We start from the raw sequence: 21,565 nt of genomic DNA on the forward strand, positions 1-21,565 counted from the left end.
TCATGCGCCAACGTTAAAACGATAGCTTATGCGGGAATAATCTCATCCCGCGTGTCGGGTACCGGCGTCTGCGCGCCGTTCATTACCATTGAGAGAAAACTGTAATAACCCGTGATTCCGATCAGATCCACCACGCCTTTTTCACCCCACAGCGCGACAGCCTGCTGCCAGGTGGCATCGCTGACCTTCTGCTCCTCCTGTAACTCCTTGCAGAAGTGATAAATTACCCATTCATCCGGTTGCAGATCTTCAGGTAGACGTTTTTCATTAATCGCCTGCACCGCTGCCGCAGAGATGCCTTTCTCGCGAGCTATTGGCGCATGAATTGCCCATTCCACAGGCTGCGACCAGTGCCGTGCGGTCATTAAAATCGCCAGCTCCGACAAACGCTGTCCCAGGGCACTGCGATAACGCAGGTATTCCCCCATGCGTTGTGCATGCGCCATCAGCTCAGGACTGCGCAGCAGCGGCTCGAAGGGAGGCAGCAGGGCACCGCGTGGCCCATTGATGATCTCTTCGGCTAAGGAACGCTGCCGATCGTCCCACTCATGCTCCGCCAGGGGCGGTAAACGATTGATCATAATTTACTCGTCTCTTCGCGAATCACGGTGTTCAGCGTGTCCACCACAAAATCAAGCTGGGCTGGGGTGATAATAAACGGTGGGGCGATCAAAATATGGTCGCCATACTGCCCGTCAATGGTTCCCCCCATCGGATAGACCATCAGTCCGCGTGACATACAGTTTGCTTTGATCGCCGCATGCAGTTTCAGAGCAGGATCGAAGGGGGTTTTATTGCCTTTATCACGGACCAGCTCAACACCCGCAAACAAGCCGCGTCCACGCGTATCACCGACGTGGGGTAATTCCCCCAGCACTTCACGCAATGCGTTGTGCAGGTAATCACCCTGTTGCCTGACCGCCTGGAGCAAGTTATCGCGCTCAATCACCTGCTGCACCGCCAGGGCTGCGGAAGCGGCAGTCGCGTGACAAATGTAGGTGTGTCCGTGCTGGAACAGACCGCTGCCGGTTTGCAGCGCTGAGACAATCTTCTCGCTTGCTAGTACTGCACCAATCGGCTGATAGCCGCCCCCCAGTCCTTTCGCGATGGTCACCAAATCCGGCACCACATCATCCTGTTCAAACGCATGCAGCGTACCGGTGCGTCCCATGCCACACATGACTTCATCCGCGATGTAGAGAATGCCGTATTTATCGCACAGGTTGCGTACCCCTTTAAGATAGCCGGGAGTAGGGGGAGTGGCGCCGGTGGTGGCCCCCACCACGGTTTCTGCGCAGAAACCAATAATGGTCTCCGGACCGGCCTCAAGAATGGCGTGCTCCAGTTCGTTCAGCAAACGCGTGGTATATTGCTGCTGGGTTTCGTCAGCGCGGCGGTCGCGATACTCATTGCAGGCCGAAACACGGATAACGTCGATTAACAGGGGAGCAAACTGACGGCGACGCCATTCATTGCCTCCCACCGCGAGTGCCCCAAGGGTATTGCCATGATAGCTCTGTTTACGGGCGATAAATTTGGTGCGCGACGGCTGGCCGAGCTCAACAAAATACTGACGCGCCAGCTTGAGTGCGGTTTCGACCGCTTCCGAACCGCCCGAAACGAAATAGGCGTAGTTAAGATCGCCAGGCGCCGTGCGCGTCAGCTGTTCAGCAAGTTGTTCAACGGTGTCACTGGTAAAAAAACTGGTGTGGGCATAGGCCAGTTGATCGATCTGGCGATGCATTGCCGCCAGCACATCAGGATGCGCATGACCTAAACAGGAAACGGCGGCGCCACCGCAGGCATCCAGATACTGCTTTCCCTGTGCATCAAAAATGTACGCCCCTTGCGCACGCGCCGCGACGGCGGGCGTGCTGCGTAGGCTGCGGTGAATAATATGACTCATGCTGGTCCTGCTCCTGAATACGCTGTGTTAATAAAGCGCATCTTGCAGGATTCATTTGTATCACGTCAACGTTATTTGGATTCAAATGCATTCTCTTTTCTTATGCTGGAGGCAAATGAATCATTTTTCAGGGTTTCCGGGGCACGACATACGCACCCGAGTCGATGAGATAGCGTTCAGCATTTTCGATTTTACTCACCGCATCCCGACCATGGCGAGCCACCAGCATCGCCAGTAAACACTCGGCCAGCCCCATGCCCGAAACCACGGAAGGGAAAAACGACGGGCTGTCTGTGGAGAACAGCAGCGTGCAATCGGCAGCCTGTGCTAATGGTGAGACGGGAGAATCCGTGATGGCGACGATGGTCGCGCCCGCCTGCTGGGCCGCGCGTAAAACATCCAGCGACTCACGCGAATAGGGCGCAAAACTGGTGAGTAACAGGCAATCCTGTGCTGTTAATTCGCGGGTGAACACCTCGATGTTGCTCGCCAGACCATCAATGAGCGACACCTGCCGATTGAACAATCGATAGACATAAAACAGCGACCAGGCAATAGGAAAGCTGGCACGGAAGCCGCAAATGTAGACATTCTCCGCCGCGTCCAGCAGCGATACCGCTTGCTCCATGGCCTGATGGTTTTCATTTTGTGTAAACGCCAGATTGGCCTGATGTGCCTGAAACACCTCTTCATACAGCTGGGGTTGAGTGCCTTTGGCGATCAGTTTCTCGGCTTTGGAGACATATGTATCATTACGCAGTCCAAGCTCATCAATGAAAGCGTCCTTAAGTTCCCCCCAGCCGTTGTACCCTAATCGCTGCGCCAGTCGTAACAACGTAGCGGGTTTTACACCGGCTTCAGCGGCGAAGGCGCGCATCGATAGCACGACCAGTTGATTGGTATTCTGTAGTGAGAACTCGGCAGCGCGCTGTAATTCGGCAGACAATTCTCTGAATGTATTAACAATATTTTCCCTTGGATTCATAGCTACTATTTACGCTCTTTACGGTTAGCGTTGCTGGCGTCAGTGGACGGGACAGGGGCTTTTCCATTACATCAGGGGTTTCGAAAGACAGAAGGGAATCTACCTTAGCATTCGATAACAGTATTGTAACCCTGTTGTTGTGCTCCCTGAAGGGCATTGCCGGGTGGCGCCTACGCCTTACCCGGCCTACAAAAACCACCAACCAAACCGGCCGCTATCCCTCGCTCATCATCGTCAGAAACCGCTTCACCGTCCGCGAGCGTTCAAAACGCCGCCAGCAGAGCGCGATATCGGTATAAAGCTCCGGCGAGCTCAGCGTGTGGTAGGTGACATTCGGCGCAGAAATGGCCGCCATGGATTTCGGTACCAGCGCGAAGCCGCCACCCGCGGAAACCATGCTCAGGGAGGATGAAAGCTGTGACGACTGCAGCGCGTGCTGCACGTCGATCCCGGCCCGTTCGCAGCAGCCGTGAACCCGGTCGTACAGGCCGGGCGCGACCTCCTGCGGGAACAGCACCACCGGCGTATCCCGGAGCTGGTCCAGCGCCAGATCGCCGCACGTCGCCAGCGGATGGTCGCGATGCAGCGCCACCACCATCGGCTCCCGGTCGAGGATTTTTAACTCGAAGGCCTTGCTGCTCTCGCACGGCAGGCGCACGAAGGCGATATCCAGTTCACCCTCCGCCAGCATCGTCGTCAGCGACGACATATTGGCTTCCACCTGGTGAACCTGCACCGCCATGTTCTGCACCTGATACTGGCGAATCAGGGCAAAAATTTTGGGATGAAAAGCGTCGGAGCTGGTGATGCCAATCGACAGGTTGCCGTTCAGCCCGCGGGCGATACCGCGGGCTTTCTCCAGCGCGGCGTCGCTCAGCGCCAGAATCTTACAGGCATCCTCGTAGAAGGCTTCTCCCGCCTCGGTCAGCTCCACGCCCCGCGTCAGGCGCCTGAACAGCGGCGTGCCCACTTCCTCTTCGAGCCGTTTGATCTGCTGACTCAGAGGAGGCTGTGAAATACCCAGCGCTTCGGCCGCCCTGGTGAAGTGTCGCTCGCGTGCAACCGCGACAAAATACCGCAGATAACGAAGTTCCATATCAAAAACGTCTCAAACCACCATGGATTCTATATTGGAACTCTCTGCTGAATCGGGTCAACATTTATTTAACCTTTCTAAATAAAGTTGAAGAGGACGAGCGTGATGATGCATTCATCTGCCTGCGACTGTGAGGCCAGCTTGTGCGAGACCCTGCGCGGGTTCTCCGCCCGGCATCCTGACAGCGTGATCTATCAGACATCGCTAATGAGCGCCCTGCTAAGCGGCGTGTATGAGGGGGAGACCACCATCGCCGATCTGCTGGCGCACGGTGATTTTGGTCTGGGCACCTTCAACGAGCTGGACGGCGAAATGATTGCCTTCAGCAGCCAGGTGTATCAGCTGCGCGCCGACGGCAGCGCCCGGGCCGCGAAGCCAGAGCAGAAAACGCCGTTCGCGGTGATGACCTGGTTCCAGCCGCAGTATCGCAAAACCTTCGAGGGGCCGGTCAGCCGTCAGCAGATCCACGACGTGATCGACCAACAGATCCCCTCCGATAACCTGTTCTGCGCCCTGCGTATCGACGGCAACTTCCGCCACGCCCACACCCGCACCGTACCGCGCCAGACGCCGCCGTACCGCGCGATGACCGACGTGCTGGACGACCAGCCGGTGTTCCGCTTCAACCAGCGCGAAGGGGTGCTGGTCGGATTCCGCACGCCGCAGCATATGCAGGGGATCAACGTGGCGGGTTACCACGAACACTTCATCACCGATGACCGTCAGGGCGGAGGCCATCTGCTCGACTACCAGCTGGAGAGCGGCGTGCTCACCTTCGGTGAAATTCACAAGCTGATGATTGACCTGCCCGCCGACAGCGCGTTTTTACAGGCCAACCTGCACCCCAGCGACCTCGATGCCGCGATCCGTTCCGTCGAAAACTAACAGGAGAACTACCGTGAACAGTGAGAAACAGTCACGTCAGTGGGCGCACGGCGCCGATTTGGTTGTCGGCCAGCTGGAAGCGCAGGGCGTGAAGCAGGTGTTCGGGATCCCGGGTGCGAAAATCGACAAAGTCTTTGATTCCCTGCTGGACTCATCCATTGAAATCATCCCGGTGCGCCACGAGGCCAACGCGGCGTTTATGGCGGCGGCAGTAGGGCGGTTGACCGGTAAAGCCGGGGTGGCACTGGTCACCTCCGGGCCGGGCTGCTCGAACCTGATCACCGGCATCGCCACCGCCAACAGCGAAGGCGACCCGGTGGTGGCGCTGGGCGGGGCGGTGAAGCGGGCGGATAAAGCCAAGCTGGTGCACCAGAGCATGGACACCGTCGCCATGTTCAGCCCGGTCACCAAATACGCGGTGGAAGTCAGTTCACCGGATGCGATTGCCGAAGTGGTATCGAACGCGTTTCGCGCCGCCGAGCACGGCAGGCCGGGGGGCGCGTTCGTCAGCCTGCCGCAGGATATTGTCGACCAGCCCGCTACAGGGGCAATTTTACCTGCCAGCGGCCCGGCGCTGATGGGCCCGGCGCCGGAGTCCGCCATTAACGACGTGGCGAAGCTTATCGAAAAGGCCAAAAACCCGGTCATCCTGCTGGGCCTGATGGCGAGCCAGCCGGCCAACAGCGCGGCGCTGCGCAAGCTGCTGGAGAAAAGCCGTATTCCGGTCACCAGCACCTATCAGGCCGCCGGGGCGGTGAACCAGGAGCACTTCACCCGCTTCGCCGGACGCGTCGGTCTGTTCAATAACCAGGCGGGCGACAGGCTGCTCCATCTGGCGGACCTGATTATCTGCATCGGCTACAGCCCTGTGGAATACGAGCCGTCGATGTGGAACAGCGGCGACGCCACGCTGGTGCACATTGACGTGCTGCCCGCCTATGAAGAGCGTAACTACGTGCCGGATCTGGAGCTGGTAGGGGACATCGCCGAAACCCTGAATCTGCTCGCGAACCGCATCGATCACAAGCTGGAGCTGAGCCAGCGAGCCTCAGAGATTCTGGTCGACCGCCAGCATCAGCGCGATCTGCTCGATCGCCGTGGCGCGTCCCTCAACCAGTTTGCCTTGCATCCGCTGCGCATCGTTCGCGCCATGCAGGACATCGTCAATAACGACGTCACGCTCACCGTGGATATGGGCAGCTTCCACATCTGGATCGCCCGCTACCTCTACAGCTTCCGGGCGCGTCAGGTGATGATCTCCAACGGTCAGCAGACCATGGGCGTCGCGCTGCCGTGGGCCATTGGTGCGTGGCTGGTCAACCCGGGGCGCAAGGTGGTGTCGGTCTCCGGTGATGGCGGCTTCCTGCAGTCGAGCATGGAGCTGGAAACTGCGGTACGTCTCAACGCCAACGTGCTGCACATCATCTGGGTGGATAACGGCTACAACATGGTCGCCATTCAGGAAGAGAAAAAGTACCAGCGTCTTTCCGGCGTCGAGTTCGGCCCGGTCGATTTCAAAGCCTATGCCGACGCCTTCGGCGCGAAGGGCTTTGCCGTGGAGAGCGCCGGGGCGCTCGAGCCGACGCTGCGCGCGGCGATGGATGTCAATGGCCCGGCCGTGGTGGCCATTCCCGTCGACTACAGCGATAACCCGCTGCTGATGGGCCAGCTCCATCTCAGCCAGATTTTGTGACTCACGATAAGGACAGAGAAATGCAAAAAGTTGCTCTCGTAACAGGCTCAGGCCAGGGGATTGGTAAAGCGATTGCGCTGCGCCTGGTGAAAGATGGCTTTGCCGTCGCCATCGCCGACTATAACGCTGAGACGGCAAGAGCCGTTGCCGACGAAATCATCCGCAACGGCGGTAACGCCGTCGCCGTGAAGGTGGATGTCTCTGACCGCGAGCAGGTGTTTGCGGCTGTCGAGAAAGCCCGCACCGCGCTGGGCGGTTTCCACGTGATCGTTAACAACGCCGGGATCGCGCCGTCCACCCCGATCGAATCCATCACCCCGGAGATTGTCGATAAGGTCTACAACATTAACGTGAAAGGGGTGATCTGGGGCATTCAGGCCGCGATTGACGCGTTTCGTAAAGAGGGGCACGGCGGGAAAATCATCAACGCTTGTTCCCAGGCGGGCCACACCGGTAACCCGGAGCTGGCCGTCTACAGTTCCAGCAAGTTCGCGGTGCGCGGCTTAACCCAGACCGCCGCACGGGATCTCGCGCCGCTGGGGATCACCGTTAACGCTTACTGCCCGGGCATCGTGAAAACGCCGATGTGGGCGGAGATCGACCGTCAGGTCTCCGAGGCAGCGGGTAAACCGCTCGGCTACGGCACTGAAACCTTTGCCAAACGCATCACGCTTGGCCGCCTGTCCGAACCGGAAGATGTCGCTGCCTGCGTCTCATACCTGGCAGGACCCGATTCCGACTACATGACCGGCCAGTCGCTGTTGATTGATGGTGGGATGGTGTTCAACTAAATACTCAATACTAATAAGCTCTGACATGAGTTTTCCCCTGCCCCCGTGCAGGGGCTTTTTTTTGTCTCCTCCGCCATTGTGCATTACACTGCGCGCTGCAAAACTTTAGTCATTACGATCTGACAGGCGGTAACAGCGATGAACGGAACAATCACGACGTGGTTTAAAGATAAAGGCTTTGGATTTATCAAAGATGAAAACGGCGACAACCGCTATTTTCATGTGATTAAGGTCGCCAACCCTGATCTGATTAAGAAAGACGCGGCGGTCACCTTCGAGCCGACCACCAACAACAAAGGGCTTTCCGCCTATGCGGTGAAGGTGATCCCGGAAAGCAAGCATCTCTATATTGCGGGCGAGCGCGTGAAGCTCACCTCGATCAAATCCTTCGTGGTGTTCAGTGAAGAAGAGCCCGTGGATACCAAAATCGATAAAGAGAATGCGGTGCTGTCGGTCGGGCTGCTGATGAACAGCATCAAACCGAAATCCGACAAAAAGCCGGGCGAAATGCGCACGGTGAAGAAGCTGGCGATCACCACCTTCCAGAATACGACGTTGATCTTCACCGAAGATGAGATCGACATCGATGCCACGGTGAAGCTGCTCAAGTGATTTGTTGCCGGGTGGCGGCGACGCCTTACCCGGCCTACGAAATCCGTGTGGCACTTGCCGCCGCACGGTTTACCCCATTCTGTGCTCGCCCCGCAACATCGCCTCCCGGTCAAACACCTTCTGGATCTCCCCATGCGCCATAAACGCCGCCCGGTCGGACATATGCGCAACCACGTCCGCGTCGTGGCTCACCAGCAGATAGGTCATCTCGTGCCTGGCTTTTAAGCGGTTGAGCAGGTTCAGAATTTCCGCCTGGACGGACATATCCAGCGCCGAGGTGGGTTCATCCAGCAGCAGAAGCTGCGGGCGCAGCAGCAGCGCCCGGGCAATCGCCACGCGCTGACGCTGGCCGCCGGAAAGCTGGTGTGGATAACGTTTACCCGCATCGGCGGAAAGCCCCACCTGCTGTAGCGCATCCACTACCTTTTCCGCAATCTGCGTTTCACCGTGGATTGTTAACGGCTCCGAAAGGGTGCGTGCAATCGTGTGGTTTGGGTGCAGCGAGGCCCACGGATCCTGAAACACCATCTGCACGTTGCGGCGCAGCGGGCCGGTAAAACGCTGCCCTGGCCGAACCGCGTCGCCCAGCAGCGAGAGGCTTCCGCGCCACTCGCGCTGCAGCCCCGCCAGCACGCGCAGAAGGGTTGATTTCCCGCAACCGGATTCGCCAATCAGGCTGAAGGTTTCCCCTTTTTCGACGCTAAAGCTGGCGGCGGATACCGCCGTTTTCTCCCCGAAGCTCACATGGAGCTGATTCACCTCAACGAGCGACATCACCGGCCTCCTTCCACGGCTGCGAACGGTCAAGCGTCGGCAGCATCTGTCCATAGGTACTGGCGTTCGGGCGGCAGGTCCACAGGGTGCGGGTGTACGGATGCGTTGCCTGCGGGAGCTGGCGTGCCGCCATCTCGTCGACCTTTTCGCCCTGATACATCACCAGCACCCGGTCGCAGTGCTCCGCCACCAGCGGCAGGTCGTGGCTGATTAACAGCATCGCCATCTGTCGCGCTTCGCACTGCTGCACCAGCAGCTCGAGGATCTGGTTACGCAGGCGGGCGTCCAGCGCCGACGTCGGTTCGTCGGCAATCAGCACCTGCGGGTTGTTGATCAGCGCCATCGCAATCATCACCCGCTGCCCCATGCCGCCGGAGAGTTCGCCGGGATAACGCTGAAGCACGTGCTCATTGAGCCCGACGGCGCGGATAATATCGTGTATACGTTCAAGGCGTTCTGAACGGGGCAGGCGCTGATGCAGAGTCAGTGCCTCTTGTAGTTGAGCGGCGACGCTTTTCACCGGATTAAGCGCATAGCGCGGATCCTGCAGGACCATCGCAATGCCGTTGCCGCGCAGCGCCTGCCAGCGGCGGCTGTTCAGGGTCAGCACATCATTGCCCAGCACGTTAAGCTGCTTAGCGCGCACGATGCCGGGCTGGCGTACCAGCCCCATCAGGGCGCGGGCAGACATGGATTTCCCCGAGCCGGATTCACCCACCAGCGCCAGCCGCTCGTTGCCTAACGTAAAGCTCAGGCCGTTGACCACGCGGGCGGCGGGGTAGTCGATATTCAGCGCATCGACGATAACGCGGTGTTCAGTCATGCTGTGGCTCCAGTACGTCGCGCAGGCCATCGCCCAGCAGGTTAAAGGCCAGGCTGGCAAACAGAATGGCCGCGCCCGGAATGGCGGCAATCCACCACTGGTCGAAAATCACCTGCATGCCGTCAGCAATCATCGCTCCCCATTCGGCCATCGGCGGACGTGCGCCGAGGCCGAGGAAGCCCAGCCCGGCGGCAGCCAGAATAATCCCTGCCAGATCCAGCGCTAAGCGCACAATCGCGGAGGGCAGACACAGGGGCAGAATATGGCCGACCAGCAGGCGCAGGCCGCGAATACCCATCATCTCCGCGGCGGCGAGGTAATCGCTGTGGCGCAGGCGTTGAATTTCACTCCGGGCCTGACGCGCATAGGCCGGCCAGGTGGTTAAGGCCAGCGCCAGCGCGCCGTTGACCAGCCCCGGGCCGAGCATCGCCACAAACGCGAAGGCGAGGATCAGGCGCGGCATCGACATCACCACGTCGGTAAAGCGCATCAGGATGCGCTCCAGCCAGCCGCCGTAGTAACCGGATAATATGCCCACCAGCAGACCGGCGGGGAGGGTGATAACGGTCACTAAAGCGACCAGCCCGAGCGCCGGGCGGGTGCCGTAAATCAGGCGCGAGAGCAGATCGCGCCCGTAGCTGTCGGTGCCCAGCCAGTGCTGAGCGTTCGGTGCCTGCAGGCGCGCGGCGGCGTCCTGCCAGTTTGGGTCCACCGGCGCAAGCCAGGGCGCGAACAGGGCTGTCAGCACCAGCAGCGCGATGGCGATCAGCCCGCAAAAGGCGGCGGGGGAGCGGCGCAGGCGGCGTAAGAAAAGATAAAACGGCATCAGCGCACCCTGGGGTCGGTTGCCCGCACAAGCAGGTCGGTAAGGTTATTGATCAGCACAAAACAGATACCAATCAGCAGCGTGCCGCCCATCACCGCCGTAGTGTCTCCGGCGAACAGAGCGGTGGTGAGATAGCGCCCGATGCCCGGCCACGAGAAGACGGTTTCCGTTAACACCGCGCCTTCCAGCATGCTGGTATAGGCCAGAGCAATCACCGTCAGCAGGGTGCTGCGAATGTTCGGCAGCACGTGGCGCAGCAGAATGGTCATCTCCCCGGCGCCCTTGGCGCGGGCGAGCAGGATGTACTCTTTGTTCATCTCGCTCAGACAGGCGGAGCGCGTCAGGCGGGTAATGCTCGCCAGCGAGTAGTAGGCCAGCAGCAGCACCGGCAGCACCAGGTGGCTGACGGCATTACGAAATGCCTCCCGGTCGCCGGAAAGCCAGGTATCAATCAGCGCAAAGCCGGTGCGCGGCTCCACGGTAAACTGCCAGATGTCGTCCAGCCTGCCGGGGCCCGCGCTCCACTGCAGCTTCGCGTAGAACAGGGCCAGCATCAGCAGCCCGAGCCAGAAAATCGGCACCGAGTTACCGAGCAGGGTGAGCGTTCTGATGGCTAAATCGAGCGGCGAACCGGCGTAGCGGGCGCACAGTATCCCGGCAACCACGCCGAGCACGGTGCCGATAATCAGCGCCAGGGTGGCCAGTTCGAGCGTGGCGGGAAAGGCGTGCAGCAGATCCTGCAGCACCGGCTGTCCGGTGGCGCTGGCGGTGCCTAAATCACCGTGGGCGAGGCTCTGCAGATAGTGCCAGAACTGCACGGGCAGCGGTCGATCCAGTCCGAGCTGGTGGCGAACCTGATCGTACGTGGACTGGCTGGCGTGATCGCCGACGATCTGCAGCACGCGATCGACCGGGGAAAACGCCGAAAGCGCAAAGGTGACGAGCAGCAGCCCGAAAAGCGTCAGCAGCAGGGTCAGCAGACCCTGAAGCACGCGGGTGGAAAGATGTGGCATGGGAAATCTCTTCATGCCGGGTGGCGGCTTTGCCTTACCCGGCCTACAAAAACCGAGAACGTAGGCCGGGTAAGCGCAGCGCCACCCGGCAACAAGGGCTACTTCGTGACGCGATCGTACCAGACCATATCCGCGTTCAGCCCCTGCTGATACCCCTTCACGTTTTCGCGCACGACGACTTGGGTTTTGCCCTGGTCGACGAACACATACGGCGAGTTGTGCTGCAGCTGTTCCTGCATTTTCTTGTACAGATCCAGACGTTTCGCCGGATCCGGCTCGGCCACCGCCGCCAGCGTGGCCTTGTTCAGCTCCGGAATTTTCCAGCCGTTCAGTCCGGCCACGGTACTGGATTTGCCGTCGTTCCACGCGAAAGCGCTGGCGTTGGAGTGCGCATCAAAATAGTCCGGGATCCACAGACGAATTGCCGCCTGATGCTGCTTCGCACGCACGCGGGCGTACACCTGGCTACCGGCGGCGGGCAACAGATCCACCTTCACGCCACCCTGCGCGAAGCTCGCCTGCATCGACTGCGCGATGGTGATAAACGGCGGCTTGTTCTCCACGTCCAGGGTGAAGTGGGCGTCTTTAATACCCGCTTTGGCGAGGATGGCTTTCGCTTTCGCCGGATCAAATTTAAACGGATTATCTTCCAGGGCGCCCGGCAGACCGACCGGCAGGAAGCTCTGATGGACAAAATACTGGCCTTTCAGCAGGTTTTTGGTAATGCCGTCATAGTCCACCAGCCAGCGCGCCGCTTCCCAGAAGGCCGGGTTGTTCAGCAGCGGGTTGGCGCTGTTGCCGGTGTTAAACACCAGGTAATTCTGCTCCGCAGACGGGATGCTCAGTACCTTCACGCCCGGCTTGCCGTCGAGCGCGCTGATCTGGTCTGCACCCAGATCGCGCGCCACGTCCGCGTCGCCCTGCTGGATCAGCAGGCGGCGGGAAGCCGGATCGGGAACGTTTTTAATGATGATGCTCTTAAGCTTCGGCGCGCCACCGGGCGCGGAGTCGTTGGCTTCCAGCACAATGGCCTGATGCGGCTGGTAGACGCGCATTTTGAACGCGCCGCTGCCCGCCGAGTGCATTTTCAGCCACGCGTTGCCGAAGTCGTTATCCTTCACGTTCGCTGCGACCTGCTTCTCATCGACGATGGAGGCGATCGGCGTGGAGAGAATGTTGAGCGCCACGGCAGGGCTGACGTCCGCCGTCCAGTGCAGTTGCACGGTGTGGTCATCCACTTTCTTCAGCTGGCTGACGATGTTGCCCGCCTCCCATCCCAGCACGTTGAGAATAAAGGCCGGTGATTTGTTCAGCGTCACGGCGCGGGTATAGGAGAAGATCACGTCTTCCGGACGCAGCGGGTTGCCGGAGGCAAATCTGGCATCGGGCCTGAGTTTGATAGTCAGGGTTTTTGCTGCCGCGTCCGCCTGCCAGCTTTCTGCCAGAATCGGGGTGATTTTTTCCGGGTTGTTGCGGTCCGGCTGCACCAGGCGCTGATACAGGCTGGGCACGGTCTGGATACTGGAAAGCTCGTTGGCTTCGGCCGGGTCGAGGCTCACAATGTCATCAAGTCCCTGGGCGACAACCAGCGTATTGGGGGGCGTAGCCGCGTGAGCCGCAGCGGAGAGTGTAGCCAGCACCAGTAAAGGCAGCAGTTTTTTTGTCATAGCGATCCCTGAAGAAAATATATTGTTTGTTTTATGTTCCGCTACGTTAGGCTGGCGAAGGACATACGCAAAGTCGAAATTCTGCTTTGCTTATGCCCTCCAGGAATAATGCATGCGTTCGGGCTATTAACATACGCTGCTTTTCGCCCGCTTTTTAACCTGCTATAACAAACTCCTTACCTTTCAGGGAGTCATTGCCGTGCCCGAAATCAATCAACATGGTCAAACCGTCAACGATATTGTTCCCGACTGGAAAGGCGCGCGCGTGCTGACCCGCACGCCGCTGTTCGGCCTGTATTGCCGTCTGGAGCCGCTGGATGCCGATCGCCACGCGGTCGATCTTTACGAGGCCTACGCGCTGGGTGACGACAGCGACTGGACGTGGCTTGCCAGCACACAGCCCATGAGTGTGGAAGCCACTGCGCATTGGATCATGGCGAAGGTGATGGACGATGAGCTGGTGCCGTTTGCCGTCATTGATTTACGCACCGAGCGCGCGGTGGGGCTGGTGAGCTATATGGCCAACGAGCGGCTGCTGGGGTCGGTCGAAATCGGTCACGTGACCTGGTCGCGGAAGATGAAAGGCTCCCGCATCGGGACCGAAACGGTATGGCTGCTGCTGAAAAATGCGTTCGAACACGGCTACCGCCGGGTGGAGTGGAAGTGCGATTCGATGAACATCGCCTCGCGCAGGGCGGCGGAGCGGCTGGGGTTTGTCTGGGAAGGGCGGCTGCGGCAGAAGCTGGTGCGCAAGGGGCGTAACCGCGACAGCGATATGCTTTCTATTATTGACGGCGAATGGCCGCAAAGAGACGCGGAACTGCGCGCCTGGCTGGCGGCGGAGAATTTTGACGGGGAGGGGCGGCAGATTACGCGGTTAGAGGCGTTTCGGACGTAATTTTCCCTCATCTAACCCTCTCCCCAAAGGGGAGAGGGTTAGAGTGAGGGGCACTCAGCGCCTCACCGGTGCCCCGTTCGCCACATAATACGCCGCCGTGCTCTTCGCCAGCGGCTCGCGCCCGCGAATGGCGTCGGCAATTTTCTCGCCGATCATAATGGTCGTGGCGTTCAGGTTGCCGGTAATGATTTGCGGCATAATCGACGCATCCACCACCCGTAGCCCTTCCAGCCCGTGAACGCGGCCTTCGCCGTCGACCACCGCCATCTCGTCATAGCCCATTTTGCAGCTCCCGCACGGGTGGAAGGCGGTTTCGGCGTGGTTACGCACGAACTCGTCCAACTGCTCGTCGGTCTGGCATTCGATACCGGGGCTGATTTCGCGGCCGCGGTATTTGTCCAGCGCCGGTTGGTGCATGATCTCACGGGTGATGCGGATTGCGTCGCGGAACTCCTGCCAGTCCTGCTCGTGGGACATATAGTTGAACAGGATCGCCGGATGCTGGTGCGGATCGCGCGATTTAATACGCACGTGCCCGCGGCTCGGCGAGCGCATGGAGCCCACGTGGCACTGGAAGCCGTGCTCTTTTACCGCGTTTGAACCGTTGTAGTTAATGGCTACCGGCAGGAAGTGGTACTGAATGTTCGGCCATTCAAACTCCTCGCGGCTGCGGATAAACCCGCCCGCCTCGAAGTGGTTGCTCGCCCCCACGCCGGTGCCGCCAAACAGCCACTCGGCACCAATCTTCGGCTGGTTCCACCACTGCAGGGCAGGGTACAGGGAGACCGGCTCTTTACATTCGTACTGGAGGTACATCTCCAGGTGATCCTGCAGGTTTTCGCCCACGCCGGGCAGGTCGTGGACCAGCGGAATATCGAACTGCTTCAGCAGGTCCGCGTTGCCCACGCCGGAGCGCTGAAGGATCTGCGGCGAAGCAATCGCGCCTGCACACAGCAGCACCTCTTTTTTCGCCGCCGCTCTGGACGGAATAGTGCTTTCGCCCTCCAGCCACTCGACGCCTGACGCACGTTTGCCGTCAAACAGAATGCGATCGGTCATGGCGTGGGTGCGGATGGTCAGGTTCGGACGCGGTTTGGCCTGATCGAGATAGCCGCGCGCGGTGCTGGCGCGTCGGCCCTGCGGCGTGACCGTGCGGTCCATCGGGCCGAAGCCTTCCTGCTGGTAGCCGTTGAGGTCGTCGGTGCGCGGATAGCCCGCCTGTACGCCCGCTTCCACCATCGCTTCAAACAGCGGGTTCACGCCCGGTTTGGAGGTGGTGACGCTCACCGGGCCGTCGCCGCCGTGGTAGTCGTTCGGCCCCACGTCGCGGGTTTCTGCCTTGCGGTAGTAGGGCAGGCAGTTGAGATAGCTCCAGTGTTCCAGACCTGGCTCTTTGGCCCAGTTGTCCAGATCCATCGCGTTACCGCGGATGTAGCACATGCCGTTAATCAGCGACGAGCCGCCCAGCCCTTTGCCGCGTCCGCACTCCATGCGGCGGTTGTTCATGTACGGCTCAGGTTCGGTTTCGTACGCCCAGTTGTAGCGCTTGCCCTGCAGCGGAAACGCCAGCGCGGCGGGCATCTGGGTGCGGAAGTCAAAGCGGTAATCCGGGCCGCCCGCCTCAAGCAGCAGGACGGTGGTAGCCGGATCTTCAGTCAGTCGTGTCGCCAGAACGTTGCCGGCAGAGCCGGCTCCGATAATGATGTAGTCAAATTGCAAAAAAACCTCCCGGTTAAAATATGGACTGGAATTTACCCATCTCAACCTGGATGGACTTCACCTGGGTGTAGCTTTGCAGCGTCATCACCCCATTCTCGCGGCCAATGCCGGAGTGTTTGTAGCCGCCAACCGGCATTTCCGCCGGGGATTCCCCCCAGGTGTTGATCCAGCAGATGCCCGCTTCGAGCTGATGAATGGCGCCGTGGGCGCGGTTCAGATCGGCCGTGACGATACCCGCCGCCAGACCGTAGTCGGTATCGTTGGCGCGGCGGATCGCCTCTTCCTCGGACGCGTAGGTGAGGATGGACATCACCGGGCCGAAGATCTCCTCGCGCACGATGGTCATCTCGTCGGTGCAGTCAGTGAACACGGTCGGGGCCACCCACGCGCCGTTATCAAAACCTTCGCCCTTCAGCACGTCGCCGCCGCACAGCACGCGCGCGCCTTCTGCTTTGCCTTTGGCGATGTAGCGCAGCACATTATCACGGTGCGGGAAGCTGACCAGCGGGCCAAAGTTGGTGCGTTCATCGAACAGATCGCCCGCGCGGATGCGGCCCACGCGCTCAACGATTTTCTGCTCAAACGCTGCCTTAACCTTTGCGGGGACGAACACGCGGGTGCCGTTGGTGCACACCTGGCCGGAGCTGAAGAAGTTCGCCATCATGGCGATGTCAGCCGCGAGATCGAGATCCGCGTCGTCGAAAATAATCAGCGGAGATTTGCCACCCAGCTCCATCGTCACCTCTTTCAGGGACGAGCCCGCCGCGTTGGCCATCACTTTTTTGCCGCTGGCGACGCCGCCGGTAAAGGAGACTTTAGCGATACCCGGATGTTCAGTGAGGTACTGGCCGGTCTCCGCACCCACGCCCGGCAGGACGTTAAACACGCCGTCCGGCAGACCCGCTTCGGTATAGATTTCGGCAAGTTTCAGGGCGGTAAGCGGGGTCACTTCGCTCGGCTTGAAGATCATCGCGTTACCTGCCGCCAGCGCCGGGGCGGATTTCCACAGGGCGATCTGGATCGGGTAGTTCCACGCGCCAATGCCCGCCACTACGCCCAGCGGTTCGCGGCGGGTATAGACGAACGACGTCTCGCGCAGGGGGATCTGGCTGCCTTCCAGCGCCGGGATCAGCCCCGCGTAATACTCCAGCACGTCCGCGCCGGTGACGATGTCCACGGTTGAGGTTTCGGAATACGCTTTACCGGTGTCGAGGGTTTCCAGCTTTGCCAGCTCGTCGTTACGCTCGCGCAGGATGTCGACGGCGCGACGCAGAATGCGCGAACGCTCCATCGCAGTCATTGCCGCCCAGATCTTTTGCCCGCGCTTTGCGCTTTCCACGGCGCGGTCCACATCCTCGCGCCCGGCGGCCTGCACGCTTGCCAGGACTTCACCGTTGGCCGGGTTAATGGTCTCGAAGGTGCGACCGCTGGTGGCGGATGTATAACCACCATTGATATAAAGCTGCTGTTCTGCCATTCGGGACATAAATTCTCCTCGGTTATTCGGTCGGTAAATGCTGGCTGATGAAGTGGCTGGTGAGCGACTGGGCCAGATTTTTATCCAGCGGTTTACCGCTCAGGGCGGCACGCAGCCACAGGCCGTCAATCAGTGCCGCCAGCCCGTAGCCCGCTTCCTGGGCCTGTTCGCGCGGCAGCTCGCGGCGGAACTCGTACACCAGGTTTGAGAGCAGGCGGCGGCTGCTCACCTGCTGCAGGCGGTAGAGCATCGGCTGGTGCATGCTGCTCGCCCAGAAGGCCAGCCAGGCCTTCATCGCCGCGCTGCTGACCTGGGTTTCATCAAAGTTACCGCCGACAATCGCCTGCAGGCGCTGCTCCGCGCTGCCGTCCGGCAGGGCGTGCAGGCGGCTTAATACCGCGTCGCGCAGCTGGCCGGTGATGTCGCGCATGGTCGCTTCCAGCAGGCCGTTTTTGTCTCTGAAGTAGTGACTGATGATCCCCGTGGAAACGCCTGCACGACGGGCGATCTGCGCGATCGTCGCGTCATGCATTCCCACTTCATTTATTGCTTCCAGCGTGGCGTTGATCAGTTGCCTGCGCCGGATCGGCTGCATCCCCACTTTGGGCATTATTGCCACTCCATTCATCAGCGTTGGTTAACCATTAAAGCGGTTTTTGATTGGACGTTCAATATAAAATGTGTCTTAATTGTTGCGGATTTGGATTTTAATAGTTACAAAAACAGTGGGGATACTGGATGACAGATCTTTCGCAAAACAGAGAAAAGGACAAAATCAATCCGGTTGTTTTTTATACTTCCGCAGGACTGATTTTGTTGTTTTCCCTGACGACGATCTTCTTTAGCAACTTCTCTGCCGAGTGGATTGGACGCACCCTGAACTGGGTGTCGAAGACCTTCGGCTGGTACTACTTACTGGCGGCGACGCTCTATATCGTCTTTGTGGTCTGCGTGGCCTGCTCGCGTTTCGGCTCCGTAAAGCTCGGGCCCGAGCACTCAAAACCCGAGTTCAGCCTGCTGAGCTGGGCGGCGATGCTGTTTGCCGCAGGTATCGGCATCGATCTGATGTTCTTCTCCGTGGCCGAACCGGTCACGCAGTATATGCAGCCGCCGGAAGGGGCGGGGCAGACGATGGAGGCCGCGCGCCAGGCGATGGTCTGGACCCTGTTCCACTACGGCCTGACCGGCTGGTCGATGTACGCCCTGATGGGGATGGCGCTGGGATACTTTAGCTACCGTTATAATTTGCCTCTGACCATCCGCTCCGCGCTGTACCCGATATTCGGGAAAAAAATAAACGGCCCGATTGGCCACAGCGTGGATATTGCAGCGGTGATCGGCACCATCTTCGGGATCGCCACCACGCTGGGGATTGGCGTGGTGCAGCTCAACTATGGGCTGAGCGTGCTGTTTGATATTCCGGATTCGATGGCGGCGAAAGCGGCGCTGATTGCCCTCTCGGTGATTATCGCCACTATTTCGGTGACTTCCGGCGTGGATAAGGGCATCCGCGTGCTCTCCGAGCTGAACGTCGCGCTGGCGCTGGGTCTGATCCTGTTCGTGTTGTTTATGGGCGATACCTCGTTCCTGCTCAATGCCTTAGTGCTGAACGTGGGCGACTACGTGAACCGCTTTATGGGCATGACGCTGAACAGCTTCGCCTTTGATCGTCCGGTGGAGTGGATGAACAACTGGACGCTCTTCTTCTGGGCGTGGTGGGTGGCGTGGTCGCCGTTCGTTGGCCTGTTCCTGGCGCGTATTTCACGTGGCCGCACCATCCGTCAGTTTGTGATGGGCACGCTGATTATCCCGTTCACCTTTACGCTGCTGTGGCTGTCGGTGTTTGGTAACAGCGCGCTGCATGAGATTATCCACGGCAACGCGACCTTTGCGCAGGAAGCGATGGCGCACCCGGAGCGCGGCTTCTACAGCCTGCTGGCGCAGTATCCGGCGTTTACCTTTAGCGCGTCCGTGGCGACCATTACCGGCCTGCTGTTCTACGTCACCTCGGCGGATTCCGGCGCGCTGGTGCTGGGCAACTTCACCTCGAAGCTCAAGGACATCAACAGCGACGCGCCAAACTGGCTGCGCATCTTCTGGTCGGTCGCCATCGGCCTGCTGACGCTCGGCATGCTGATGACCAACGGCATTTCCGCCCTGCAGAACACCACGGTGATCATGGGGCTGCCGTTCAGCTTCGTCATTTTCTTCGTGATGGCCGGGCTGTATAAATCTCTCAAAGTGGAAGATTACCGCCGCGTCAGCGCCAGCCGCGACACCGCGCCACGTCCGATGGGGGCGCAGGACAGGCTGAGCTGGAAGAAACGCCTGTCGCGCCTGATGAACTACCCGGGCACGCGCTACACCCGCCAGATGATGGAGACGGTCTGTTTCCCGGCGATGGAGGAGGTGGCGCAGGAGCTGAAACTGCGTGGCGCTTATGTGGAGCTGAAAAACCTGCCGCCGGAAGAGGGGGAAAACCTGGGGCATCTGGATCTGCTGGTGCACATGGGCGACGAGCAGAACTTTGTCTACCAGATCTGGCCGCAGCAGTACTCGGTACCCGGATTCACCTACCGGGCGCGCAGCGGGAAATCGACCTACTACCGGCTGGAGACCTTCCTGCTGGAAGGGAGTCAGGGAAATGATTTGATGGATTACAGCAAGGAGCAGGTGATTACGGACATTCTGGACCAGTATGAACGGCACCTGAACTTTATCCATCTGCACAGGGAAGCGCCGGGGAATAGCGTGATGTTTCCGGATGTTTGAGGCTTGATCTGAAGAACGTACAAAGGCATCGTCGCATCCCTCATGCCGGGTGGCGGCGATGCCTTACCCGGCCTACAAAACCGGTTTACCGTAGGCCTGATAAGCGAAGCGCCATCAGGCGTTAAATGTGCTATGGGACTGAAGGGCAATATTTTATTTATATTCACCATTCTGTTTTTCTTTCTGCGCAGGTTTCATCCATGCATCATCATATCTGATATTTCCTTTCACATAGTTCCATTGAATGCCCCGAAATCGCAGGCCTACTACTTCATGCATGTTAGGCGCAGAACTACCTGGATAGTATACATGTGTAAAATCTAAAGATGAGATTACCACGCTATCAAGCGTGATGGTGTAGATCTCTCTTTCTGCTCCCGCTTCAATAATTTCATAATATTTAATAATAGCTTTCTGCAGGCGTCTTCCTTCGCAAGCGACAATGGCAAGGAAAGGACTGACCTTATCTAATTGCTTATGCAGCGTAACCGGGCCATGCTGTCGTGTTCCGGTCATATTTCCGGTATGGCTATCGACGGCTTGTTTTACACCATAGCTGCTGTTCATGATTTCGATAGCACCTTCTCGACCTGGCATCATACATTCGCCCTGAACGAGCATTCCGTTCTCGTCGTAGAGAAATAGGTAAGCGGGTAGTGACATTATCATTCTCCTAAATTTATTAGCTTGCCATTTTTATCAATATCGAACTGATGTACATATTCTTTGCCATTTAAGCCGTAGTGAATTACGTAGGTATGTTCATTCTCCCATTTAACATTCATACAGGTATCAGGATAGGAAGCGTTTAAATCACCGTATCCGGAACCCGTCACTATGCTTATCTGATGGGCTTTGCTTGAATAAATTGTATAATATTTCAAAATGTCATTTTTATTTGTGCTGAAACAAATGTGATTGCCGTTAATAAAAGTTAGTCGTGTTTTGGGGGCTCGTTTACCACCGGGACAACCGGTAATTAAAATGCTCATAGCAATAATAATCAGCAGTTTTTTCATCCAGGAAATCCTTTTAAAACTGTTTTATATTTACTCAGGAGGTAATAGAGCGTTTCTTTAAGATGCAGATCCCGGTATTGTAATAAATTCTGATTTTTTTCCAGGCCAAAACATTTCAATAACCAGTAATCACTTACAATTGATGCTTGCTGCTCTAACCCATAATGCAATAAATCTACTTTATCTAAACTATAAGTATAGTCAGCAATACCGGAAAATAATCCTCTGGTCCTGACAAACATCCCCTTTTGTGTTTGCCAGACGTGCATCATCTCATGCATAAATCTATGTTTCTTAACTAAGTCGTCCTCTAAAGAGAAATCAGGTGAATAAGTTTCTTCTCTAAACCACATCTCACCATTGGGACTCATCGCTATATCGACAGGCTGGAGATTAAAAGGAAGATAACTTTCCCTGTGCACCCACACCAGATGATAATGGATACTGTAACCATAAAGCGTCTTCGCGAGGGCTATCTCACCGATGGTGAGTTGTCGGATACCGCCTGGGTTAATCGGGGTTCCTGAGGTGGGAATAATGCGTTCATTTACCGGCATCATAAATCCATTTTAATAATGTAGTTATTGGGGTTTTATCCTACTCCTGCAG

21 protein-coding genes are annotated in these 21,565 nt (G+C 58.4%); 6 read left to right on the forward strand and 15 right to left on the reverse strand.

All coding sequences use genetic code 11. From position 1 onward, the window contains the following. Window positions 1-26: 26 nt before the first annotated feature. The 4 genes from C1N69_RS05640 to C1N69_RS05655 form a co-directional block, all read right to left on the reverse strand. The gene (locus tag C1N69_RS05640) at window positions 27-581 is read right to left on the reverse strand and encodes a carboxymuconolactone decarboxylase family protein (protein ID WP_176472018.1); all 555 of its coding nucleotides are present in this window, start codon (window positions 579-581) and stop codon (window positions 27-29) included. Beyond that, window positions 578-1,906: an aspartate aminotransferase family protein gene (locus C1N69_RS05645; protein WP_059386198.1), complete on the reverse strand. Its 1,329-nt coding sequence runs from the start codon at window positions 1,904-1,906 to the stop codon at window positions 578-580. Before C1N69_RS05645 ends, C1N69_RS05640 begins: the two co-directional genes overlap by 4 nt. 127 nt (window positions 1,907-2,033) lie before the next feature. Then, entirely contained in the window at window positions 2,034-2,891 is an 858-nt protein-coding gene (locus C1N69_RS05650; RefSeq protein ID WP_025759689.1) for a MurR/RpiR family transcriptional regulator, read from the reverse strand. Between the two features lie 214 nt (window positions 2,892-3,105). Then, a complete protein-coding gene (locus C1N69_RS05655) occupies window positions 3,106-3,987 on the reverse strand; it encodes a LysR family transcriptional regulator (protein WP_095441082.1) in 882 nt (293 codons plus the stop codon). A gap of 105 nt (window positions 3,988-4,092) precedes the next feature. Between C1N69_RS05655 and budA the strand changes: the two genes are divergently transcribed. The 4 genes from budA (at window position 4,093) to C1N69_RS05675 (ending at window position 7,968) form a co-directional block, all read left to right on the forward strand. After that, entirely contained in the window at window positions 4,093-4,872 is a 780-nt protein-coding gene (gene budA / locus C1N69_RS05660) for an acetolactate decarboxylase (protein WP_025759687.1), read from the forward strand. Continuing rightward, on the forward strand, window positions 4,844-6,565 hold the full coding sequence (alsS, locus tag C1N69_RS05665; RefSeq protein WP_261776050.1) for an acetolactate synthase AlsS: 1,722 nt from the start codon (window positions 4,844-4,846) through the stop codon (window positions 6,563-6,565). Before budA ends, alsS begins: the two co-directional genes overlap by 29 nt. Before the next feature lie 20 nt (window positions 6,566-6,585). Continuing rightward, window positions 6,586-7,356 (forward strand): (S)-acetoin forming diacetyl reductase, encoded by a 771-nt coding sequence (locus C1N69_RS05670; protein ID WP_023618768.1) that lies wholly within the window; start codon window positions 6,586-6,588, stop codon window positions 7,354-7,356. 138 nt (window positions 7,357-7,494) lie between these two features. Next, window positions 7,495-7,968 carry a cold-shock protein gene (locus C1N69_RS05675; protein WP_008499407.1) on the forward strand — a complete coding sequence of 158 codons (474 nt, stop codon included), beginning with the start codon at window positions 7,495-7,497 and terminating at the stop codon, window positions 7,966-7,968. A gap of 69 nt (window positions 7,969-8,037) precedes the next feature. Here C1N69_RS05675 and C1N69_RS05680 read toward each other — a convergent pair whose 3' ends face one another. The 5 genes from C1N69_RS05680 to C1N69_RS05700 all read right to left on the reverse strand — a co-directional run bounded on the left by C1N69_RS05680 (window position 8,038) and on the right by C1N69_RS05700 (window position 13,071). Then, window positions 8,038-8,742: an ABC transporter ATP-binding protein gene (locus C1N69_RS05680; RefSeq protein ID WP_104557801.1), complete on the reverse strand. Its 705-nt coding sequence runs from the start codon at window positions 8,740-8,742 to the stop codon at window positions 8,038-8,040. Next, on the reverse strand, window positions 8,729-9,565 hold the full coding sequence (locus tag C1N69_RS05685) for an ABC transporter ATP-binding protein (protein WP_104557803.1): 837 nt from the start codon (window positions 9,563-9,565) through the stop codon (window positions 8,729-8,731). Before C1N69_RS05685 ends, C1N69_RS05680 begins: the two co-directional genes overlap by 14 nt. Then, the gene (locus tag C1N69_RS05690) at window positions 9,558-10,391 is read right to left on the reverse strand and encodes an ABC transporter permease (RefSeq protein WP_155030821.1); all 834 of its coding nucleotides are present in this window, start codon (window positions 10,389-10,391) and stop codon (window positions 9,558-9,560) included. Before C1N69_RS05690 ends, C1N69_RS05685 begins: the two co-directional genes overlap by 8 nt. Next, window positions 10,391-11,404: an ABC transporter permease gene (locus C1N69_RS05695; RefSeq protein WP_047957974.1), complete on the reverse strand. Its 1,014-nt coding sequence runs from the start codon at window positions 11,402-11,404 to the stop codon at window positions 10,391-10,393. The genes C1N69_RS05690 and C1N69_RS05695 overlap by 1 nt, the downstream gene beginning before the upstream one ends. A 98-nt stretch (window positions 11,405-11,502) precedes the next feature. Continuing rightward, window positions 11,503-13,071, reverse strand: coding sequence for an ABC transporter substrate-binding protein (locus C1N69_RS05700; RefSeq protein ID WP_155030822.1), 1,569 nt, complete (start codon window positions 13,069-13,071; stop codon window positions 11,503-11,505). A 199-nt stretch (window positions 13,072-13,270) separates the two neighbouring features. On the opposite strand from C1N69_RS05700, the gene C1N69_RS05705 reads away from it, so the two are divergent. Continuing rightward, the gene (locus C1N69_RS05705; protein ID WP_155030823.1) at window positions 13,271-13,969 is read left to right on the forward strand and encodes a GNAT family N-acetyltransferase; all 699 of its coding nucleotides are present in this window, start codon (window positions 13,271-13,273) and stop codon (window positions 13,967-13,969) included. A gap of 54 nt (window positions 13,970-14,023) precedes the next feature. Here C1N69_RS05705 and betA read toward each other — a convergent pair whose 3' ends face one another. Genes betA through betI form a run of 3 tightly spaced genes read right to left on the reverse strand, consistent with a single transcriptional unit; the run spans window position 14,024 to window position 17,775 of the window. Then, entirely contained in the window at window positions 14,024-15,688 is a 1,665-nt protein-coding gene (gene betA / locus C1N69_RS05710; RefSeq protein ID WP_025759676.1) for a choline dehydrogenase, read from the reverse strand. 13 nt (window positions 15,689-15,701) lie between these two features. Next, window positions 15,702-17,174, reverse strand: coding sequence for a betaine-aldehyde dehydrogenase (betB, locus tag C1N69_RS05715; protein ID WP_025759675.1), 1,473 nt, complete (start codon window positions 17,172-17,174; stop codon window positions 15,702-15,704). Window positions 17,175-17,187: 13 nt separating this feature from the next. Further along, on the reverse strand, window positions 17,188-17,775 hold the full coding sequence (gene betI, locus C1N69_RS05720; protein WP_025759674.1) for a transcriptional regulator BetI: 588 nt from the start codon (window positions 17,773-17,775) through the stop codon (window positions 17,188-17,190). 128 nt (window positions 17,776-17,903) lie between these two features. Here betI and betT point away from each other — a divergent pair, with 128 nt between their 5' ends. After that, window positions 17,904-19,937: a choline BCCT transporter BetT gene (gene betT, locus C1N69_RS05725; protein WP_025759672.1), complete on the forward strand. Its 2,034-nt coding sequence runs from the start codon at window positions 17,904-17,906 to the stop codon at window positions 19,935-19,937. 153 nt (window positions 19,938-20,090) lie between these two features. Here betT and C1N69_RS05730 read toward each other — a convergent pair whose 3' ends face one another. The 3 genes from C1N69_RS05730 to C1N69_RS05740 are packed head-to-tail and all read right to left on the reverse strand — an operon-like array spanning window position 20,091 to window position 21,513. Further along, window positions 20,091-20,600: an Hcp family type VI secretion system effector gene (locus C1N69_RS05730; RefSeq protein WP_155030824.1), complete on the reverse strand. Its 510-nt coding sequence runs from the start codon at window positions 20,598-20,600 to the stop codon at window positions 20,091-20,093. A gap of 2 nt (window positions 20,601-20,602) precedes the next feature. Next, the gene (locus C1N69_RS05735) at window positions 20,603-20,956 is read right to left on the reverse strand and encodes a putative T6SS immunity periplasmic lipoprotein (RefSeq protein ID WP_155030825.1); all 354 of its coding nucleotides are present in this window, start codon (window positions 20,954-20,956) and stop codon (window positions 20,603-20,605) included. Then, window positions 20,953-21,513, reverse strand: coding sequence for a hypothetical protein (locus C1N69_RS05740; RefSeq protein WP_059385643.1), 561 nt, complete (start codon window positions 21,511-21,513; stop codon window positions 20,953-20,955). Before C1N69_RS05740 ends, C1N69_RS05735 begins: the two co-directional genes overlap by 4 nt. Window positions 21,514-21,565: the final 52 nt, after the last annotated feature.

Origin of the sequence: Enterobacter sichuanensis (assembly GCF_009036245.1) — a bacterium.
Lineage (GTDB): Bacteria > Pseudomonadota > Gammaproteobacteria > Enterobacterales > Enterobacteriaceae > Enterobacter > Enterobacter sichuanensis.

Bases quoted from the DNA above. Each gene is read 5' to 3' on its own strand.
- C1N69_RS05640 (WP_176472018.1), bottom strand. From the start codon at position 581: ATGATCAATCGTTTACCGCCCCTGGCGGAGCATGAGTGGGACGATCGG.
- C1N69_RS05645 (WP_059386198.1), bottom strand. From the start codon at position 1,906: ATGAGTCATATTATTCACCGCAGCCTACGCAGCACGCCCGCCGTCGCG.
- C1N69_RS05650 (WP_025759689.1), bottom strand. From the start codon at position 2,891: ATGAATCCAAGGGAAAATATTGTTAATACATTCAGAGAATTGTCTGCC.
- C1N69_RS05655 (WP_095441082.1), bottom strand. From the start codon at position 3,987: ATGGAACTTCGTTATCTGCGGTATTTTGTCGCGGTTGCACGCGAGCGA.
- budA (WP_025759687.1), top strand. From the start codon at position 4,093: ATGATGCATTCATCTGCCTGCGACTGTGAGGCCAGCTTGTGCGAGACC.
- alsS (WP_261776050.1), top strand. From the start codon at position 4,844: ATGCCGCGATCCGTTCCGTCGAAAACTAACAGGAGAACTACCGTGAAC.
- C1N69_RS05670 (WP_023618768.1), top strand. From the start codon at position 6,586: ATGCAAAAAGTTGCTCTCGTAACAGGCTCAGGCCAGGGGATTGGTAAA.
- C1N69_RS05675 (WP_008499407.1), top strand. From the start codon at position 7,495: ATGAACGGAACAATCACGACGTGGTTTAAAGATAAAGGCTTTGGATTT.
- C1N69_RS05680 (WP_104557801.1), bottom strand. From the start codon at position 8,742: ATGTCGCTCGTTGAGGTGAATCAGCTCCATGTGAGCTTCGGGGAGAAA.
- C1N69_RS05685 (WP_104557803.1), bottom strand. From the start codon at position 9,565: ATGACTGAACACCGCGTTATCGTCGATGCGCTGAATATCGACTACCCC.
- C1N69_RS05690 (WP_155030821.1), bottom strand. From the start codon at position 10,391: ATGCCGTTTTATCTTTTCTTACGCCGCCTGCGCCGCTCCCCCGCCGCC.
- C1N69_RS05695 (WP_047957974.1), bottom strand. From the start codon at position 11,404: ATGCCACATCTTTCCACCCGCGTGCTTCAGGGTCTGCTGACCCTGCTG.
- C1N69_RS05700 (WP_155030822.1), bottom strand. From the start codon at position 13,071: ATGACAAAAAAACTGCTGCCTTTACTGGTGCTGGCTACACTCTCCGCT.
- betB (WP_025759675.1), bottom strand. From the start codon at position 17,174: ATGTCCCGAATGGCAGAACAGCAGCTTTATATCAATGGTGGTTATACA.
- betI (WP_025759674.1), bottom strand. From the start codon at position 17,775: ATGCCCAAAGTGGGGATGCAGCCGATCCGGCGCAGGCAACTGATCAAC.
- betT (WP_025759672.1), top strand. From the start codon at position 17,904: ATGACAGATCTTTCGCAAAACAGAGAAAAGGACAAAATCAATCCGGTT.
- C1N69_RS05730 (WP_155030824.1), bottom strand. From the start codon at position 20,600: ATGTCACTACCCGCTTACCTATTTCTCTACGACGAGAACGGAATGCTC.
- C1N69_RS05735 (WP_155030825.1), bottom strand. From the start codon at position 20,956: ATGAAAAAACTGCTGATTATTATTGCTATGAGCATTTTAATTACCGGT.
- C1N69_RS05740 (WP_059385643.1), bottom strand. From the start codon at position 21,513: ATGCCGGTAAATGAACGCATTATTCCCACCTCAGGAACCCCGATTAAC.